The sequence below is a fragment of the Pseudomonas sp. IT-P171 genome, assembly GCF_949767765.1.
Classification (GTDB): Bacteria; Pseudomonadota; Gammaproteobacteria; order Pseudomonadales; family Pseudomonadaceae; genus Aquipseudomonas; species Aquipseudomonas fluorescens_B.
On the sequence record NZ_CATKQN010000055.1, the window covers coordinates 112196 to 130600 of the forward strand.

The following is an 18405-nucleotide window of genomic DNA, read 5'->3' on the forward strand; positions in this document are numbered from 1 at the left end:
CAAAAAAGCCGCTCGAAAGCGGCTTTTTCGCGAAAGATGCAGGCGTATTACAGGCCGGACATCTCTTTGATTGCGCCTTTCAGCTCGTCGTCGGTGCAGTCGGCGCAGGTGCCTTTAGGCGGCATCGAATTGATACCGGTGATGGCTTTGGCCAGGATGCCGTCGAGGCCGCCCTGGTGATCGGCGCGCTCTTTCCAGGCCGCTTTGTCGCCGATTTTCGGCGCGCCCAGCAGGCCAGTACCGTGGCAAGCATTGCAATGCTTGGCAATCACGTCTTTAGGTGCCTTGGCACCGCCGCCTCCGCCAGCAGAGGCAGCCACTTCCATCCCCTTGCACTCTTTACCCTGAACGCAAACCTGGCCGACTGGCTCAAGGCGTTTGGCAATATCGTCGCTGGTCGCAGCTTGAGCGCTGACAGCCCATAGGGCCAATACGGTTGCTGGTGCAGCCAGCATTTTCATAATTAGATTCACGCGTTCACCCTCAATGGTGGCTAGTCACGCCTACGGCCACGGTTCGCAGGCGGGCGCAAGTATAGCGGTAAGCCCGCCGCACTGAAACAACCCCAAAGTCGAAGGGGTCTTGTTGCGCCGCGGAAAAACCCTTTGGGTGTCGCTGCCGTGCGGGCAGGACGCCTCTTCTCTTAGAAATTCGCCGGCGTGGCTGCGCTGATTAGCCGCGCCGGCGCATCGAACGGATTACGGAAGCGATGTGGCTTGGTACTTTCAAAGTAGTAGCTATCGCCTGCTTCAAGCACAAAAGTTTCCAGCCCGACCACCAGTTCCAGCCGTCCTTCCACCAGAATCCCGGTTTCCTCGCCCTCATGGGTGAGCATCTCGTCACCGGTATCGGCGCCTGGCGGGTAGATTTCATTGAGGAAGGCGATGGCGCGGCTCGGGTGCGCCCGGCCGACCAGTTTCATGGTCACGGCACCATCGGAAATATCGATCAGCTCGTTGGCCTTGTAGACGATCTGAGTCGGTTTTTCCTGCAGGATCTCTTCGGAAAAGAACTCGACCATGGACATGGGAATCCCGCCCAGAACCTTGCGCAGCGAACTGATCGAGGGACTGACGCTGTTCTTCTCGATCATCGAAATGGTGCTGTTGGTGACGCCCGCGCGTTTAGCGAGTTCACGCTGCGAAAGACCTTTGAGCTTACGGATGGATTGCAGTCGTTCACCGACGTCCAAGCTTGCGCCTCCAGGATTCAGGTTGTAGGAATATTGAGCGTTATCATGGCGACAGCGTTCAGTATTTACAACACTTTGGCCTGAATCCCGTGCGGCGAGGCGACTTCCGGTGCGCAGTGTTTGGGCTTAAGCCCCGGAATAGAGCAGCGGTACCCGGCGCAGGTTGCAAAAGATCTGGTAAGGAATCGTGTCAGCCGCTTCCGCAACCGTGCTGGCGAGCACATTTTTGCCCCACAACTCGACGGTCGAGCCGAGGCCGGCTTGCGGCACATCGGTCAAATCCACGCAGAGCATGTCCATCGACACCCGGCCGATCAACTGGCTGCGCTGACCGGCAACCATCACCGGTGTACCGGTTGGCGCGTGACGCGGATAACCATCGGCATACCCCATGGCCACCACGCCCACACGCATCGGTTTTTGCGTGATGAATTTTGCGCCGTAACCGATCGGCTCCCCAGCCGGCAGCTCACGCACGCAAATCACCTTCGATTCCAGGGTCATCACCGGTTGCAGGCGGGAGGCTACCGCGTTGGCTTCTTCAAACGGCGTGGCGCCGTAGAGCATGATGCCCGGGCGTACCCAGTCGCTTGGAATCTGCGGCCAACCGAGCACCGCCGGAGAGTTACGCAGGCTGATCTCGGCGGACAAACCCTGACGCGCCGCTTCAAATACGGCCACTTGCTCGGCACTGGCCTGACTGTGCAGCTCATCGGCACGGGCGAAGTGACTCATCAGCACGATCTTCGCGACCTTGCCGCTCGCCAGCAGACGTTGATAGCCCGCCTGGTAATCCTTCGGATGCAGGCCGACCCGGTGCATGCCCGAGTCAAGCTTGAGCCACACCGTGATCGGCTTGCTCAGCGCGGCTTTTTCGATGGCTTCGAGCTGCCACAACGAATGAACCACGCACCAGAAATCATGCTCGACGATCAGCGCCAGTTCATCGGCTTCGAAAAAACCTTCCAGCAGCAACACCGGCGCCCGAATGCCCGCGGCCCGCAGTTCCAGAGCCTCTTCGATGCACGCCACGGCAAACCCGTCCGCCTCGCCCTCCAGCGCCTGGGCGCAACGCACTGCGCCATGGCCGTAGGCATCGGCCTTGATCACCGCGAGGGCCTTGGCCCCTGTGAGTTCTCGGGCGATTTGGTAGTTGTGACGCAGGGCTTGAAGGTCGATCAGGGCACGGGCTGGACGCATGGCGGCAGGCTTCTAGGCGGTCGTGGAAATAAAAACCGGCGCTGGCTGACGGCGTTAACCGCCCACAGCACCGGGAGAGGGATCTTTCTGACAGGCTTATGGCAGAGCGGCTACAACCGACAGCTCTACCAGGATTTCCGGTTCGCACAGCTTCGACTCAACCGTTGCACGGGCCGGGGCGACGCCTTTTGGCAGCCACTTGTCCCACACCGTATTCATGCCCTCGAAGTGCGCGTCGATGTCTTTCAAATAAATCGTCACAGACAGCAAGTGGTGCTTATCGGTACCCGCCAGATCGAGCAATCGCTCGATATTGGCGAGGGCTTCGCGAGTCTGTTGTTCAATCCCGGCGTTCATGTCATCGCCGACCTGCCCGGCCAGATACACCGTACCGTTGTGAGCGACGATCTGACTCATGCGCTCATTGGTGAGCTGGCGCTGGATTGCCATGTTTTGCGGACTCCTGGAGTTTGCTGCCATAACGGGAAATATCGAGGCCTTCGGCGCTGATCTGTGGCGTTTTCTTCGCCATCAGGTCGGCCAGCAAACGGCCGGAACCGCACGCCATGGTCCAGCCGAGCGTACCGTGCCCGGTGTTCAGGAACAGGTTGCTGAACGGCGTTGCGCCAACAATTGGCGTACCGTCCGGGGTGGTCGGACGCAGACCGGTCCAGAAACTCGCCTGGGCCAGATCACCGCCCTGAGGATAAAGGTCGTTGACGATCATCTCCAGGGTTTCGCGCCGACGCGGGTTCAACGACAGGTCAAAACCGGCTATTTCAGCCATGCCGCCGACACGGATACGGTTATCGAAACGGGTGATCGCGACCTTGTAGGTCTCATCGAGGATAGTCGAAGTCGGGGCCATCGCCGGATTGGTGATCGGCACGGTCAGCGAGTAACCCTTGAGCGGATACACCGGGGCGCGGATGCCCAGCGGCTTGAGCAGTTGCGGCGAGTAGCTGCCGAGTGCCAATACATAACGGTCAGCGGTTTCCAGCTTGCCGTCGATCCATACACCGTTGATGCGATCACCGGCGAAGTCGAGCTTCTGAATGTCTTGGCCGAAGCGGAATTCCACACCAAGGTTCGTACACATCTCTGCGAGTTTGGTGGTGAACATCTGGCAATCGCCAGTCTGGTCGTTCGGCAGGCGCAGGGCACCGGCGAGAATGTCGGTGACGCTGGCCAGGGCCGGTTCAACGCGGGCAATACCGGCACGGTCGAGCAGTTCGAACGGCACGCCGGACTCTTTGAGTACGGCGATGTCTTTCGCGGCGCCGTCGAGCTGAGCCTGGGTGCGGAACAATTGAGTCGTACCGAGGCTTCGGCCTTCGTAGGCAATGCCGGTTTCGGCGCGCAATTCGTCGAGGCAGTCGCGGCTGTATTCGGACAAGCGGACCATGCGCTCCTTGTTCACCGCGTAACGGCTGGCGGTGCAGTTGCGCAGCATCTGCGCCATCCACAGGTACTGGTCGATGTCGGCGGTGGCCTTGATCGCCAGCGGTGCGTGGCGCTGCAGCAGCCACTTGATGGCCTTGAGCGGCACACCCGGCGCCGCCCACGGCGAGGCATAACCCGGCGATACCTGCCCGGCGTTGGCGAAACTGGTCTCCATGGCCGCAGCCGGCTGACGGTCCACCACCACCACTTCGAACCCGGCACGCGCCAGATAATAAGCACTGGTGGTACCGATGACGCCGCTACCCAAGACCATAACGCGCATTTTCATATCCCTCATCGCGGCGTGCCGCTGACGTTTGTAGTTCAGACCGTAGATGTGGGCAGTTTAAAAAAGATTAGCCAGTGCTTTTCACTATATAAGCACCTATATTTGGCGACAATTCTCGGCAAAAACGCTTTTCACGGAGGCGCATCCCCTATGCGTACCAACACTCAGACCAAACGTGAGCTGGACAAGATCGACCGCAACATCCTGCGGATCCTGCAAGCCGACGGGCGCATTTCCTTCACAGAGCTTGGGGAAAAGGTCGGGCTCTCGACCACACCCTGCACCGAGCGGGTTCGGCGCCTGGAGCGCGAAGGCATCATCATGGGCTACAACGCCCGGCTGAATCCGCAGCACCTCAAGGGTAGTCTGCTGGTGTTCGTCGAGATCAGCCTCGACTACAAATCCGGCGATACTTTCGAAGAGTTCCGACGTGCGGTGCTGAAACTGCCCCACGTGCTGGAATGCCATTTGGTGTCAGGGGATTTCGACTACCTGGTGAAGGCGCGGATTTCCGAGATGGCCTCGTACCGCAAGCTACTGGGCGACATTCTGCTCAAGCTGCCGCATGTGCGGGAATCCAAGAGCTATATCGTGATGGAAGAGGTTAAAGAAAGTTTGAGTTTGCCGATTCCGGATTGAGCCTTTGTGGTGTCTGTTCAGACCTCATCGCTAGCAGGCCAGCTGCTCCCACAGGTGGACTTCAGTGGACACACATTCTGTGTACGACACAGAACCATTGTGGGAGCTGGCCTGCTAGCGATTACAGGCGACTCGGTCTTCCTTCAGACGAGCACCTGCCGGGTAGAAGCCATGTACTCATGAATCTGCTTCTCCACCCGCGGATGAATCAACTCAACCGGCCCCCGCCCATTCGGGCACGGCAGCGTCTTGGTGGTGCCAAACAACCGACAAATCAGCGGCCGCTCGTCATACACCGTGCAGCCGTTCGGCCCAAGGTGCACACAGTTCAGCTCATCCATCGCCGCATCCTGCTCGGCGCGGGTCTTGCGCGGCAGGCGGGACATTTCTTCGGGTGATGTGGTCACCGGCCCACAGCAGTCATGGCAGCCGGGCACGCACTCGAACGAGGGGATCTGCTGGCGCAAGGTGCGGATTTTCTGACTGTTGCAGCTCATCGAAACGGTAGTCCAAAGCGGAATAGAGCGGGATTCTGCAGCAAAAGTGTCGATCCAGACAGCCACAACCGACCAGTGTTGCCCGCGCCGGAAGGTCCGGCTTATGCTCCGTCAAATTTTCTAGACACAAGACTCAGGATGACGCGCATGAATGCCCGCGCCCAGCACATTGCTTCCTATTACGCCGCCAGCAGCCTGCCACAGCCCGATTACCCGGTGCTTACGGAGGATTTGGTGGCCGATGTGTGCGTGATCGGTGGTGGGTTTTCCGGGCTGAACACCGCGCTTGAGCTGGCAGAACGCGGCCTCAGCGTGGTGCTACTCGAAGCGCAAAAGATTGGCTGGGGCGCCAGCGGCCGCAACGGAGGGCAGCTGATTCGTGGCGTCGGTCATGGGCTCGATCAATTCACCAACGTGATCGGCGCGGACGGTGTGCGTCAGATGAAACTCATGGGCCTGGAAGCGGTGGAAATCGTCCGACAGCGGGTCGAGCGTTTTCAGATCCCTTGCGACCTGACATGGGGTTACTGCGATCTCGCCAACAAGCCTCGCGACCTGGAAGGTTTCGCCGAAGACGCCGAAGAACTGCGCAGCCTCGGCTACCGCTACGAAACCCGTTTGCTGCAAGCCCATGAAATGCACTCGGTGGTGGGTTCCGACCGCTACGTTGGTGGCCTGATCGACATGGGCTCCGGGCATCTGCACCCTCTCAACCTGGCCTTGGGCGAAGCTGCCGCCGCGCAGGAATTGGGCGCGAAGTTGTTCGAACAATCGGCGGTAACCCGCATCGATTACGGCCCGGAGGTGAAGGCCCATACGGCTCGAGGTTCGGTTCGCGCGAAGACGCTGGTGCTGGGCTGTAATGCCTACCTTAACCAGCTCAACCCCGAACTCAGTGGCAAGGTGTTGCCCGCCGGCAGCTACATCATCGCCACCGAACCCTTGAGCGAAGAACAGGCGCACGAACTGCTGCCGCAGAACATGGCGGTCTGCGATCAGCGGGTGGCGCTCGATTACTACCGGCTCTCGGCGGATCGACGCTTGCTCTTTGGTGGCGCCTGCCACTATTCAGGTCGCGACCCGAAGGACATCGCCGCGTACATGCGGCCGAAGATGCTGGAGGTTTTTCCGCAACTGGGTGGGGTGAAAATCGATTATCAATGGGGCGGGATGATCGGTATCGGCGCCAACCGCCTGCCGCAGATCGGCCGGCTCAAGGATCAGCCGAATGTGTATTACGCCCAGGCTTATTCAGGTCACGGGGTGAATGCCACGCACCTGGCAGGCAAGTTGCTGGCCGAGGCGATCAGTGGGCAGCAGGGTGGTGGGTTCGATCTGTTTGCCAAGGTGCCGCATATCACCTTCCCCGGCGGGAAGCATTTGCGCTCGCCGCTGTTGGCGTTGGGGATGTTGTGGCACCGGATGAAAGAGTTGGTCTGAACCCTGTAGGCGCTGCCTTCGGCAGCGCCTACAGGGGATCGCGTTTAGGCTTCAGATCCTCCAGAAAGACTTAAGTCCCTCCTCCCGCGCCTGCTCCCGACTCAACCCGACATCCTTCAATTGCTCCGGCGTCAGATCGAGCAACGCCTTGCGCGTGTGCAGACGATGCCAGAACAGGCCCCAGCGACTCAGGCCGGACGGTGCGTTGCGCATAATCGCTTCCCGCGCACCGTTTTTTTGCCCTGCCGCCAGTTCCTGACTGCGTAACGCCAGCCGCACATCGCTCAAGCCGTTCATTTTGATTGCTCCTGTTTACTTGGGTAGCCAGAGCTTTCATGATGCGTGGACGGCGAAAAGCATTACAGATTCAACTTGTCAGTATTAACTCCATACAGATTTCGCGTTTTAGCCTCTGAATCATGATTTTTTACCTGATCTGTACTGGTTAAGCGAATCACCTACACCGAGACTGCGCCATGACCCTTTACGTCAACCTCGCCGAATTGCTCGGCACGCGTATCGAACAGGGCTTCTATCGCCCCGGTGACCGGCTGCCGTCGGTGCGGGCGCTGAGCGTCGAGCATGGCGTCAGCCTGAGCACGGTGCAGCAAGCCTATCGGGTGCTGGAAGACAACGGCCTGGCGATGCCGAAACCCAAATCCGGCTACTTCGTTCCGGTCAGTCGTGAACTGCCGGAGTTGCCGGCGATCGGTCGCCCCGCCCAGCGCCCGGTGGATATTTCGCAATGGGATCAAGTGCTGGAACTGATCCGTGCGGTACCGCGCAAGGATGTAGTGCAACTGGGCCGCGGTATGCCAGACATCACCACCCCGACCATGAAACCGTTGCTGCGCAACCTCGCCCGCATCAGTCGGCGGCAGGATATGCCCGGTCTGTATTACGACAACATTCACGGCACCCTCGAACTGCGCGAGCAGATCGCCCGCCTGATGCTGGATTCCGGATGCCAACTGACCGCCAACGACCTGGTGATCACCACTGGCTGTCACGAAGCGCTGTCCACCAGCATTCGCTCTATCTGTGAGCCAGGTGACATCGTCGCGGTGGACTCACCCAGCTTTCACGGCGCGATGCAGACGCTCAAGGGCCTGAATATGAAGGCCCTGGAAATCCCCACCGACCCGCTGACCGGGATCAGCCTCGATGCGTTGGAACTGGCTCTGGAACAATGGCCGATCAAGGCCATACAGTTGACGCCCAACTGCAACAACCCGCTGGGCTACATCATGCCGGAATCGCGCAAACGTGCGTTGTTGACGCTCGCACAGCGTTTCGACGTGGCGATTATCGAGGACGATGTGTATGGCGAACTGGCCTACAACTACCCGCGTCCCCGCACGATCAAATCCTTCGACGAAGACGGCCGGGTCCTGCTCTGTAGTTCATTTTCCAAAACGCTGGCGCCGGGTTTGCGCATCGGCTGGGTTGCACCGGGCCGGTATCTGGAGCGGGTGCTGCACATGAAATACATCAGCACCGGCTCTACGGCGCCGCAGCCGCAGATTGCCATCGCCGAATTCCTCAAAGCCGGTCACTTCGAACCGCATTTGCGGCGGATGCGCACGCAATACCAGCGCAATCGCGACATGATGATCGATTGGGTCAGCCGCTATTTCCCCGCCGGCACCCGCGCCAGTCGCCCGCAAGGCAGTTTCATGCTCTGGGTCGAACTGCCTGATGGTTTCGACACCCTGAAACTGAATCGCGCCTTACATGACCAGGGCGTACAGATTGCCGTCGGGAGCATCTTTTCGCCCTCGGGCAAGTACCGCAATTGCCTGCGGATGAACTACGCTGCCAAGCCAACACCACAGATCGAAGACGCGGTGCGCAAGGTCGGCGCTGCGGCGATCAAACTGCTGGCGGAAAATGACAGCTTCACGGACTGACTTTTTACCGGAATCCAGCGTCCATATGCGGACACCTGCCGCCAATCGGAACGATCCTACGTGAGAGTCAGACAGCCCCTGCTCGCTCTTCTGCTACTGGCCTCGCTCCTGGGAGGTTGCGCCAGCTTCGACGTTCAACGCGAGCCCAGTCAGGCGCTGCCCGCCAGTGATTCGGCATTCGGTCGATCGATCCAGGCCCAGGCCGCGCCCCATGAGGGGAAGTCCGGTTTTCGCCTGCTGTCCAATAGCGGCGAAGCCTTCATGGCCCGTGCCGAGTTGATCCGCAACGCCCAAAGCAGCCTCGATTTGCAGTACTACATCGTCCACGACGGCATCAGCACCCGCATGCTGGCAGAGGAATTGCTCAAGGCCGCCGACCGTGGCGTGCGCGTGAGAATCCTGCTCGACGACACCACCAGCGACGGCCTCGACTGGATCATTGCGACCCTGGCGGCGCACCCGCAGATCCAGATCCGCCTGTTCAACCCGTTGCATCTGGGCCGGGCCACAGGCGTGACGCGAACCATGGGCCGGCTGTTCAACCTGTCGCTGCAACACCGGCGCATGCACAACAAGCTGTGGCTGGCGGACAACAGCGCGGCCATCGTCGGTGGCCGCAATCTGGGGGACGAGTATTTCGATGCCGAGCCCAACCTGAACTTCACCGACATCGACATGCTCGGCGTCGGGCCGGTTGCCGAGCAGCTTGGCCATAGTTTCGACCAGTACTGGAACAGTGCGCTGAGCAAGCCGATCGATGAGTTCCTGTCGAGCAAACCGACGCAAAAGGACCTGCAAAATACCCGCACCCGCCTGGAAGAGTCGCTGGAAGAGACGCGCAAGCAGAATCACGCGCTGTATCAGCAGCTGATGACCTACACCACAAACCCGCGCATGGACATCTGGCGCCGGGAGTTGATCTGGGCCTGGAACCAGGCGTTGTGGGACGCACCGAGCAAGGTCCTGTCAGACGGCGAGCCTGACCCGCACTTGCTGCTCACCACGCAGTTGGCGCCCGAGCTCACCGGCGTCAGCAAAGAGCTGATCATGATCTCGGCATACTTCGTACCGGGGCAACCGGGGCTGGTTTACCTCACTGGCCGCGCCGATGCCGGGGTCTCCGTCAGCCTGCTGACCAACTCGCTGGAAGCCACCGACGTCCCGGCGGTGCACGGCGGGTACGCGCCCTATCGCCGGGCGCTGCTGGAACATGGCGTGAAGTTGTACGAATTGCGCCGCCAGCCCGGCGAAGGCGGCGGCAGCGGGCCGCATATTTTCTACAGCAAGTCCTACCGTGGTTCCGATTCGAGCCTGCACAGCAAGGCGATGATCTTCGATCAGCAGAAATCCTTCATCGGCTCGTTCAACTTCGACCCGCGCTCAGTGTTGTGGAACACCGAAGTCGGCGTGCTGGTGGACAGCCCCGAACTCGCCGCGCATGTGCGCACAGCGGCGATGGAGGGTATGGCGCCGCCCCTCAGTTATCAGGTGAAGCTGGAAAACGACCGGATCGTCTGGGTGACCGAGGACGACGGAAAAATGCATACGCTGACCAAGGAGCCGGGCAGCTGGTGGCGCCATTTCAATGCGTGGATGAGTACCGCGGTCGGCCTGGAACGGATGCTCTGACAGACGACACACCCCCCGCGGGACAGTCCGTGGCGTCAGGCAGGCTCGGCGACCGTACCGAATGCACCTTCGCGCATCAGCAAAATCACCAGCCCGAACGCACCAGCCGCCATCAAAAGAGGCAACGCGTGCCCGCTGATCCACTGACTGCCAGCCCCGGCAGCCAACGGTCCGACCAGACAACCAATGCCCCATAGCTGCGCGATATGCGCATTGGCGCGCACCAGCGCGTCGTCGCGATAACGCTCGCCGATCAGGATCAGTGACAAGGTGAACAAGCCCCCGGCACTGGCGCCGAACAGTACCCACAACGGCCAGATCAGCAACGTGTCGATCAGCAACGGGATTGCCAGACTCGACAGCATCAGCACCACAGCACAACCGGTGAACAACGTGCGTCGCGACAGGCGATCCGCCAACGCACCAATCGGCAATTGCAGCAAGGCATCACCGACCACCACGGTGCTGACCATCGCCAAGGCTATCTCAGTAGTGAACCCCTGACGCAGGCAATAGACCGGCAACAAGGTCAGGATCATCGCCTCGAACGCCGCGAACAGCGCCACACCCCAGGCAATCGCCGGCAGTCCTCGGCAGAAGCGCCACAAGTCGCTGAAGGTCACGCTGCAGGCTTCACTGGTGGGTGCGCCGCTGCGACCCAGCAACAGGAACGGCGCCACCGTGAGCAAACCGACGCCGACCCAGAAGCCATAATCGTGTTCGGTGCCCAGAACGCCCAACAGCAACGGCCCGGCCAACTGACTCAGCGCATAGCTGCTGCCGTACAGTGCCACCAGTCGGCCACGCCACTGCTCGACCACCAGCTGATTGATCCAGCTTTCGCCAAGAATGAAGACCAGCGTGAGGATCACACCAATCATCAATCGCAGCACCAGCCACACCGGATAGCTCGGCAACAGCGCCAGCAACCCGATGGATACCGCCCCGGCCCACAAGCACAGGCGCATCAGATTGGCCGTGCCGAGACGCGCCGCCAGATGACTGGAGATTTTCGCCCCCAGCAACACACCAATCGCCGGCATCGCGGCCATTACGCCGATGGCAAACGAACCGTAGCCCCAGCCTTCCAGGCGAAACGATACCAGCGGCATGCTGACGCCCAAGGCCAGGCCGACACTCAAGACAGACGCCAACACGGCGAAATAAGTCGCCCAACGCATGTTCCACGCTCCTGTGGATATCTTTATGTACAACACAAAACACTGTGGGAGCGAGCCTGCTCGCGATGACGGAGCAACATTCAACATTTTCGTCGACTGTTACACCGCTATCGCGAGCAGGCTCGCTCCCACAAGGGATCTGCGTCGTTCGGGAGGACTGTTACTTATAGGCCTCCCTTAACGGCTTACAACTTGATCCAGGTCGCCTTCAGCTCGGTGTACTTGTCGAACGCGTGCAGCGATTTGTCGCGACCGTTGCCCGACTGCTTGAAGCCACCGAACGGTGCGGTCATGTCGCCGCCGTCGTACTGGTTGACCCACACGCTACCGGCACGCAGCGCACGGGCAGTCAGGTGAGCCTTCGAGATGTCCTTGGTCCACACCGCGGCGGCCAAGCCGTAAGGCGTGTCGTTGGCAATCGCGACGGCTTCTTCGGCAGTGTCGAAAGCAATGACCGACAGGACCGGGCCAAAGATTTCTTCCTGAGCGATTTTCATCGCGTTGCTGACGCCGTCGAAAATCGTCGGCTCAACGTAAGTGCCACCGGTTTCCTGCAGCGTGCGCTTGCCGCCAGCGACCAGTTTGGCGCCATCGGCGTGGCCGGATTCGATGTAGGACAGCACGGTATTCATCTGCTGCGTATCCACCAGCGCGCCGACGTTGGTCGCCGGGTCCAGCGGGTTGCCTGGCTTCCAGGTTTTCAGGGCTTCGATCACCAGCGGCAGGAATTTGTCCTTGATCGAGCGCTCGACCAGCAGACGCGAACCGGCGGTGCAGACCTCGCCCTGGTTGAAGGCGATGGCGCCGGCGGCGGCTTCTGCGGCAGCTTGCAGGTCCGGAGCATCGGCGAACACGATGTTCGGGCTCTTGCCACCGGCTTCAAGCCAGACGCGCTTCATGTTCGATTCGCCGGAGTAGATCAGCAGTTGCTTGGCGATCTTGGTCGAACCGGTGAACACCAGGGTGTCGACATCGTTGTGCAGGGCCAGAGCCTTGCCGACGGTGTGACCATAACCCGGCAGCACGTTCAGCACGCCTTTCGGGATGCCGGCCTCAACGGCCAGCGCAGCGATGCGGATGGCGGTCAACGGCGATTTTTCCGACGGCTTGAGAATCACCGAGTTACCGGTGGACAGCGCCGGGCCGAGTTTCCAGCAGGCCATCATCAACGGGAAGTTCCACGGCACGATGGCGCCGACAACGCCCACCGGCTCGCGGGTCACCAGACCCAGTTGATCGTGCGGGGTCGCGGCGACTTCGTCGTAGATCTTGTCGATGGCTTCGCCGCTCCAGCTCAGGGCTTGCGCCGCACCGGGAACGTCGATGTACAGGGAATCGCTGATCGGTTTGCCCATGTCCAGAGTTTCAAGCAGGGCGAGTTCTTCGGCGTGCTGTTTCAGCAGGCCGGCGAAACGGATCATGGTGGCTTTGCGTTTGGTCGGCGCCAGGCGCGACCAGACGCCGGAATTGAACGTGGCACGAGCGTTTTCAACAGCGCGCTGGGCATCGGCGGCGTCACAGCTGGCGACTTTGCCCAGCAGACGGCCATCGACCGGGCTGATGCACTCGAAGGTCTCGCTGGAGACGGCATCGGTGTATTCGCCATTGATGTAGGCGCGGCCTTCGATCTTCAGATCGCGAGCCCGTTGTTCCCAATCGGCACGAGTCAGGGTGGTCATTCGAGTGTCCTCCTCTTATTGAATACGAGCGCCCCGCGTTCTTCGCGGACGTCCCCAGGAATTCTGCCCGGCCAGCCTGCAATTCGGCCAAAGGCAACCGCCACCCTAAACCAGTGACCGGGGTTGTTTCAATATATTTGACATAAGGTCGTTAAACGGCCTTGCGGTGTTCATTTTAATAAACATAGACTTTGGGCTTTCCAGCACCTTTCCAGCCACTCGCGCCGCAATCACGGGGGATAACAACAATGAGCATCCAGAACATCGTCGACTTCAGCCAGGCCGCTACCGAGCCCGAGCGCTACAGACCGGACCAGGCGAAAATCTTGAAGGGCGACCCTGAGCAGGTGGTTTACAACCACTACAACAGCCCGTGTGGCCAGTTGAATGCGGGCGTGTGGGAAGGGGCGGTTGGCCAGTGGCACGTGAACTTCACCGAGCATGAATACTGCGAAATCGTTCAGGGCGTTTCGGTGCTGCGCGACAACGATGGCAACAGCAAGACCGTGCGCGCAGGTGATCGCTTCGTGATCCCGGCCGGGTTCCGCGGCACCTGGGAAGTGCTGGAGCCGTGCCGCAAGATCTATGTGGCGTTTGAACAGAAAGCGTGAGGATTTGCGCTGTCTGAGCTGGGCAACAAGAAATTCAGGCAACAAAAAAGGCCCGTATCTCGCGATACGGGCCTTTTTCGTAAGAGGGAAAAATCAATTACTTGATTTTGCCTTCTTTGTAGATCACGTGCTTGCGAACAACCGGATCAAATTTCTTGATCTCGATTTTGTCCGGAGTAGTGCGCTTGTTCTTGTCGGTAGTGTAGAAGTGACCAGTACCGGCGCTCGAGATCAAACGAATCAATTCACGCATGATTATCTCCCTTAGATCTTGCCAGCTTTGCGGATTTCGGCCAGCACGACAGTGATGCCACGCTTGTCGATGATACGCATGCCTTTGGCAGATACGCGCAGACGCACGAAACGTTTCTCTTCTTCAACCCAGAAGCGGTGATGCTGCAGGTTCGGCAGGAAACGACGACGGGTTTTGTTGTTTGCGTGGGAAATGTTATTCCCAGTCACCGGACCCTTACCGGTAACTTGACATACTCTCGACATGCCTCAGCCCTCTAAAACCACATGCCCAACCCGGCATGGGTTGGCCGCTTAATCTCTCAGTCATTTGGCGCCAGGCGCCGCGTTTCTTTAGAGGTCTTACCGGCTACACCTACAGTGAAGGAACCGGGCCCCTAGAAAAGAGCGCTGCTTTATACCAGAAAGACTGGGGTGCAACAACATTCCGTGTGCACGGACTTGATAAAAACCCCGTTTTTCTGGCTCCGAGCGCCTTGGATAAAGGCTATCGTCGATAAAGACCGCTCGTCGCAGAAAATCGGCCAACCGGCCTGTTCAAGGTTTTCCTCGGCCGGCATTCACCGAAAACGATCGCATATAGTCCTCTTAAAATGAAAAAGGGGATAGTCATTTGCAAAAGAGCCCACTAGGGTAAGACGTTTCCAGACTGCACTTGCAGATGGGCCTTCGATCTGTAAAGGAATCCGACCATGCGCCTCGCTGCCCTACCGCTATTGCTCGCCCCGCTTCTACTGAGCCCGCTGGCCCATGCTGCCGCCCTGAGCGTCTGCACCGAGGCCAGCCCGGAAGGGTTCGACGTGGTGCAATACAACTCGCTGACCACCACCAACGCTTCGGCCGACGTGTTGATGAACCGTCTGGTGGACTTCGACACGGCCAGCGGCAAAGTGGTCGCCGGCCTCGCGGACAGCTGGGAAGTCACCCCCGACGGCCTGACCTACGTGTTCAAGCTGCATCCGCAGGTGAAATTCCACCGCACCGAATACTTCAGCCCTACGCGCGACCTGACCGCCGAAGACGTGAAATTCAGCTTCGACCGCATGCTCGACCCGGCCAACCCGTGGCACAAAGTGGCACAGAGCGGCTTCCCGCACGCGCAATCGATGCAGCTACCGGCGCTGATCAAGAAGATCGACGCGCTCGACCCGCTGACTGTGCGCTTCACCCTCGACCATCCGGATTCAACCTTTCTGCCGACCCTGAGCATGGGCTTCGCTTCGATCTACTCCGCCGAATACGCCGATAAACTGCTGAAAGCCGGTACGCCGGAGAAGCTCAACAGCCAGCCGATCGGCAGCGGCCCCTTCGTGTTCACGCGGTTCCAGAAAGATGCCTCGATTCGCTATAAGGCCAACCCGGACTACTTCCGTGGCAAGCCTGCGGTGGACCCGCTGATTTTTGCCATCACCCCGGACGCCAACGTCCGACTGCAGAAGCTGCGCCGCAACGAGTGCCAGATCGCCCTGTCGCCCAAGCCACTGGACGTACAAGCCGCGCTGAAAGAACCGACGTTGAAAGTGGAAAAGACCGACGCGTTCATGACGGCGTTCGTCGCCATCAACAGCCAGCATCCACCGCTGGACAAGCCTGAAGTACGGCAAGCCATCAATCTCGCGTTCGACAAGGCCAGCTATGTCAAAGCCGTGTTCGAAGACACCGCCGAAGCCGCCAACGGCCCGTACCCGCCCAACACATGGAGTTATGCCAAAGGCTTGCCGGGCTACGCGTACGATGTGGAAAAAGCCAAGGCACTGATGGCCAAAGCCGGGCTCAAGGACGGTTTCCAGACCACCATCTGGACGCGCCCATCCGGCAGCCTGCTCAACCCGAACCCAAGCCTCGGGGCGCAGATGCTGCAATCGGATCTCGCAGAGATCGGCATCCAGGCCGAAATTCGCGTGATCGAGTGGGGCGAAGTGATCCGCCGCGCCAAGGCAGGCGAACACGATCTGCTGTTCATGGGCTGGGCCGGCGACAACGGTGACCCGGACAACTTCCTCACGCCGCAGTTTTCCTGCGCGGCGGTCAAGTCCGGCACCAATTTCGCTCGCTACTGCAATCAGGATCTGGACAAGCTGATCAGTGCCGGCAAGACCACTTCCGAGCAAGGCGTGCGCACCAAGCTTTATGAACAGGCCCAGGCGCAGATCCAGCAGCAGGCGCTGTGGTTGCCGCTGGCCCACCCGACGGCCTTCGCGCTGATGCGCAAGGGAGTCGAGGGGTATTCGGTCAGCCCGTTTGGTCGCCAGGATTACTCCAGGGTCAACCTCAAGTAACGCTCGGAAACGCTGCGCAAATGCTTCTCTGTGGCGAGGGAGCTTGCTCCCGCCGGGCTGCGCAGCGGCCCTGAAGATCCTGTGAGCGCTGCGCACTCAAGCGGGAGCAAGCTCCTTCGCCACAGAAGCCCGTCCCCCGCCCTACATCCACCCATACTCGGCCATTGAAAGCGGCTCGCCGTCACCAATGATGAAATGGTCAAGCACCCGCACATCAATCAATTCCAGCGCCTCTTGCAGGCGTTTGGTCAGCGTGCGGTCGGCCTGGCTGGGGTTGGTGTTTCCCGAGGGATGGTTGTGGCAGAGGATCAACGCGGCGGCGTTGTGCGCCAGGGCGCGCTTGACCACCTGCCGTGGATGAACGCTCGTGTTGTCGATCGAGCCGCGAAACAACGCTTCGAAGGTCAGCACCTGATGCTTCGAATCCAGAAACAGGCAGCCAAACACTTCGTGAGGCTCGTGCCGAAGCATCGACTTCAGGTAATCACGAACGGCCTGGGGATTTTCCAGCGCCGGCTTCTGACGCGCGCGCTCGGCCAAATGTCGCCGCCCCATTTCCAGAATCGCCTGCAACTGAGCGAATTTCGCCGGACCGAGCCCTAATTGCTTGCTGAATGTTGCTTGATCGGCTTCCAACAGCGAACGCAGGCTGCCAAATTGGCTCAACAAGTGTCGCGCCAGATCCACCGCACTTTTACCGGCCACCCCGGTGCGTAAAAAAATCGCCAGCAGCTCGGCATCCGAAAGGCTCGCCGAGCCCAACTCCAGCAATCTCTCCCGCGGCCGCTCCGCCGCCGGCCAATCCCGAATACTCATAACACCTCCCTGGTCTGTGGGCGCCGCTGTTCCGTAGCGGTCGCTGTGATATCGTAGCCCATCTTTTTTGCGGGCGATTTCACTCCTGGGGAGGGGGTACCGCCACGCAGTCATCAACGAAATGAAAGGCAGACCTATGCAGCGGCTGTATCGGAAACGCATCGTTCTGGGCGTCGGCGGCGGTATTGCCGCCTACAAGAGCGCTGACCTGGTTCGCCGCCTGATCGACCAGGGCGCCGAAGTGCGCGTGGTCATGACCCGTGGCGGCAGCGAGTTCATCACCCCGCTGACCATGCAGGCCCTGTCCGGCCACCCGGTTCATCTGGACCTGCTCGACCCGGCGGCCGAAGCCGCGATGGGTCATATCGAGCTCGCCAAGTGGGCCGACATGGTGCTGATCGCCCCCGCCACTGCGGACCTGATCGCCCGCCTGGCCCAGGGTATTGCCGACGATCTGCTGACCACACTGGTGCTGGCCACCGACGCCGTGGTCGCCGTAGCCCCGGCGATGAACCAGGCCATGTGGCGCGACCCGGCCACCCAGGCCAACCTGCAAACCCTCGAAAGCCGCGGCATCAAAGCCTTCGGCCCGGCCTCCGGTAGCCAGGCCTGTGGTGACGTCGGTCTGGGCCGCATGCTCGAAGCCGTCGAACTCGCGCAATGCGCGGCGGACTGCTTCCAGCGCCAGGCGCTGACCGGCAAACACGTGCTGATCACTGCCGGCCCGACCCAGGAAAACATCGACCCGGTACGCTACATCACCAACCACAGCTCCGGCAAAATGGGCTTTGCGCTGGCCGAAGCGGCGGTTGAAGCCGGCGCCCGCGTGACCCTGATCACCGGCCCGGTGCACCTGCCAACCCCGGATCGCGTCACGCGCATCGACGTGGTCAGTGCCCGCGACATGCTCGCCGCTTGCGAAGCCGCGATCCCTTGCGACCTGTTCATTGCCTCGGCAGCGGTCGCGGACTACCGCCCCGAAGTCGTTGCCCCACAGAAACTCAAGAAAGACCCTACGAACGGCGACGGCTTGTTACTACAAATGGTGCGTAACCCAGACATCCTGGCCACCATTGCCACCCGCCCCGACCGTCCGTTCAGTGTCGGTTTTGCCGCCGAAACCGAACACCTGCTCGACTACGCTGCGCGCAAGTTGAAAGACAAAAACCTCGATTTGATCGTCGCCAACGACGTCGCCAACCCGAGCATTGGCTTCAACAGCGAAGAAAACGCCTGCAGCGTGATCGACCGGGAGCTACACGCCACACTTTTCGCCCAGACCAGCAAGAGCAAGATTGCTCGCCAGCTGATCACTTTTATCGCCGAACGTCTGAACCAGGTTTAATTT

Annotated in this window: 19 protein-coding genes; 7 read left to right on the forward strand and 12 right to left on the reverse strand. The window is 60.2% G+C overall.

The annotated features are described in order from the left end of the window. Positions 1-47: 47 nt before the first annotated feature. The 5 genes from ACM6I5_RS22790 to dadA form a co-directional block, all read right to left on the reverse strand. Positions 48-461 (reverse strand): c-type cytochrome, encoded by a 414-nt coding sequence (locus ACM6I5_RS22790; protein ID WP_017341466.1) that lies wholly within the window; start codon positions 459-461, stop codon positions 48-50. A gap of 182 nt (positions 462-643) precedes the next feature. Continuing rightward, positions 644-1192, reverse strand: coding sequence for a cupin domain-containing protein (locus ACM6I5_RS22795; protein ID WP_007947433.1), 549 nt, complete (start codon positions 1190-1192; stop codon positions 644-646). A 126-nt stretch (positions 1193-1318) separates the two neighbouring features. After that, positions 1319-2392, reverse strand: coding sequence for an alanine racemase (gene alr / locus ACM6I5_RS22800; protein ID WP_414884766.1), 1074 nt, complete (start codon positions 2390-2392; stop codon positions 1319-1321). A gap of 96 nt (positions 2393-2488) precedes the next feature. After that, positions 2489-2842 carry a RidA family protein gene (locus ACM6I5_RS22805; RefSeq protein WP_017341468.1) on the reverse strand — a complete coding sequence of 118 codons (354 nt, stop codon included), beginning with the start codon at positions 2840-2842 and terminating at the stop codon, positions 2489-2491. After that, positions 2814-4118 carry a D-amino acid dehydrogenase gene (dadA, locus tag ACM6I5_RS22810; RefSeq protein WP_031319174.1) on the reverse strand — a complete coding sequence of 435 codons (1305 nt, stop codon included), beginning with the start codon at positions 4116-4118 and terminating at the stop codon, positions 2814-2816. Before dadA ends, ACM6I5_RS22805 begins: the two co-directional genes overlap by 29 nt. A 156-nt stretch (positions 4119-4274) precedes the next feature. Here dadA and ACM6I5_RS22815 point away from each other — a divergent pair, with 156 nt between their 5' ends. Then, complete coding sequence (locus tag ACM6I5_RS22815; RefSeq protein ID WP_003177284.1) at positions 4275-4763, forward strand: Lrp/AsnC ligand binding domain-containing protein; 489 nt, start codon at positions 4275-4277, stop codon at positions 4761-4763. A gap of 143 nt (positions 4764-4906) precedes the next feature. On the opposite strand, the gene ACM6I5_RS22820 is transcribed toward ACM6I5_RS22815, so the two are convergent. Next, positions 4907-5260: a YkgJ family cysteine cluster protein gene (locus tag ACM6I5_RS22820; RefSeq protein WP_007947437.1), complete on the reverse strand. Its 354-nt coding sequence runs from the start codon at positions 5258-5260 to the stop codon at positions 4907-4909. 147 nt (positions 5261-5407) lie between these two features. Between ACM6I5_RS22820 and ACM6I5_RS22825 the strand changes: the two genes are divergently transcribed. Further along, on the forward strand, positions 5408-6700 hold the full coding sequence (locus tag ACM6I5_RS22825; RefSeq protein ID WP_414877953.1) for an NAD(P)/FAD-dependent oxidoreductase: 1293 nt from the start codon (positions 5408-5410) through the stop codon (positions 6698-6700). Positions 6701-6751: 51 nt separating this feature from the next. Here ACM6I5_RS22825 and ACM6I5_RS22830 read toward each other — a convergent pair whose 3' ends face one another. Beyond that, positions 6752-6997, reverse strand: a complete 246-nt coding sequence (locus tag ACM6I5_RS22830) for a DUF1127 domain-containing protein (RefSeq protein ID WP_017341471.1) — start codon at positions 6995-6997, stop codon at positions 6752-6754. A 179-nt stretch (positions 6998-7176) separates the two neighbouring features. Here ACM6I5_RS22830 and ACM6I5_RS22835 point away from each other — a divergent pair, with 179 nt between their 5' ends. Continuing rightward, on the forward strand, positions 7177-8610 hold the full coding sequence (locus ACM6I5_RS22835) for a PLP-dependent aminotransferase family protein (protein ID WP_017341472.1): 1434 nt from the start codon (positions 7177-7179) through the stop codon (positions 8608-8610). 60 nt (positions 8611-8670) lie between these two features. Beyond that, the gene (locus ACM6I5_RS22840) at positions 8671-10239 is read left to right on the forward strand and encodes a phospholipase D family protein (RefSeq protein WP_017341473.1); all 1569 of its coding nucleotides are present in this window, start codon (positions 8671-8673) and stop codon (positions 10237-10239) included. Positions 10240-10274: 35 nt separating this feature from the next. On the opposite strand, the gene ACM6I5_RS22845 is transcribed toward ACM6I5_RS22840, so the two are convergent. Both ACM6I5_RS22845 and ACM6I5_RS22850 read right to left on the reverse strand, forming a co-directional pair. Then, on the reverse strand, positions 10275-11420 hold the full coding sequence (locus tag ACM6I5_RS22845; RefSeq protein WP_017341474.1) for an MFS transporter: 1146 nt from the start codon (positions 11418-11420) through the stop codon (positions 10275-10277). 185 nt (positions 11421-11605) lie between these two features. Then, positions 11606-13099, reverse strand: coding sequence for an aldehyde dehydrogenase (locus ACM6I5_RS22850; protein ID WP_017341475.1), 1494 nt, complete (start codon positions 13097-13099; stop codon positions 11606-11608). Between the two features lie 248 nt (positions 13100-13347). Between ACM6I5_RS22850 and ACM6I5_RS22855 the strand changes: the two genes are divergently transcribed. Beyond that, a complete protein-coding gene (locus ACM6I5_RS22855; protein ID WP_017341476.1) occupies positions 13348-13710 on the forward strand; it encodes a cupin domain-containing protein in 363 nt (120 codons plus the stop codon). A 97-nt stretch (positions 13711-13807) separates the two neighbouring features. Here the strand turns inward: ACM6I5_RS22855 and rpmG are convergent, their stop codons facing one another. Next, positions 13808-13963: a 50S ribosomal protein L33 gene (rpmG, locus tag ACM6I5_RS22860; RefSeq protein ID WP_007894709.1), complete on the reverse strand. Its 156-nt coding sequence runs from the start codon at positions 13961-13963 to the stop codon at positions 13808-13810. 11 nt (positions 13964-13974) lie between these two features. Beyond that, the gene (gene rpmB, locus ACM6I5_RS22865; protein ID WP_007894701.1) at positions 13975-14208 is read right to left on the reverse strand and encodes a 50S ribosomal protein L28; all 234 of its coding nucleotides are present in this window, start codon (positions 14206-14208) and stop codon (positions 13975-13977) included. A gap of 446 nt (positions 14209-14654) precedes the next feature. Between rpmB and ACM6I5_RS22870 the strand changes: the two genes are divergently transcribed. Then, a complete protein-coding gene (locus tag ACM6I5_RS22870) occupies positions 14655-16241 on the forward strand; it encodes an ABC transporter substrate-binding protein (protein ID WP_017341477.1) in 1587 nt (528 codons plus the stop codon). Between the two features lie 141 nt (positions 16242-16382). Here the strand turns inward: ACM6I5_RS22870 and radC are convergent, their stop codons facing one another. Then, positions 16383-17057 (reverse strand): RadC family protein, encoded by a 675-nt coding sequence (gene radC / locus ACM6I5_RS22875; RefSeq protein ID WP_017341478.1) that lies wholly within the window; start codon positions 17055-17057, stop codon positions 16383-16385. Positions 17058-17193: 136 nt separating this feature from the next. Here radC and coaBC point away from each other — a divergent pair, with 136 nt between their 5' ends. After that, positions 17194-18402 (forward strand): bifunctional phosphopantothenoylcysteine decarboxylase/phosphopantothenate--cysteine ligase CoaBC, encoded by a 1209-nt coding sequence (gene coaBC / locus ACM6I5_RS22880; RefSeq protein ID WP_017341479.1) that lies wholly within the window; start codon positions 17194-17196, stop codon positions 18400-18402. Positions 18403-18405: the final 3 nt, after the last annotated feature.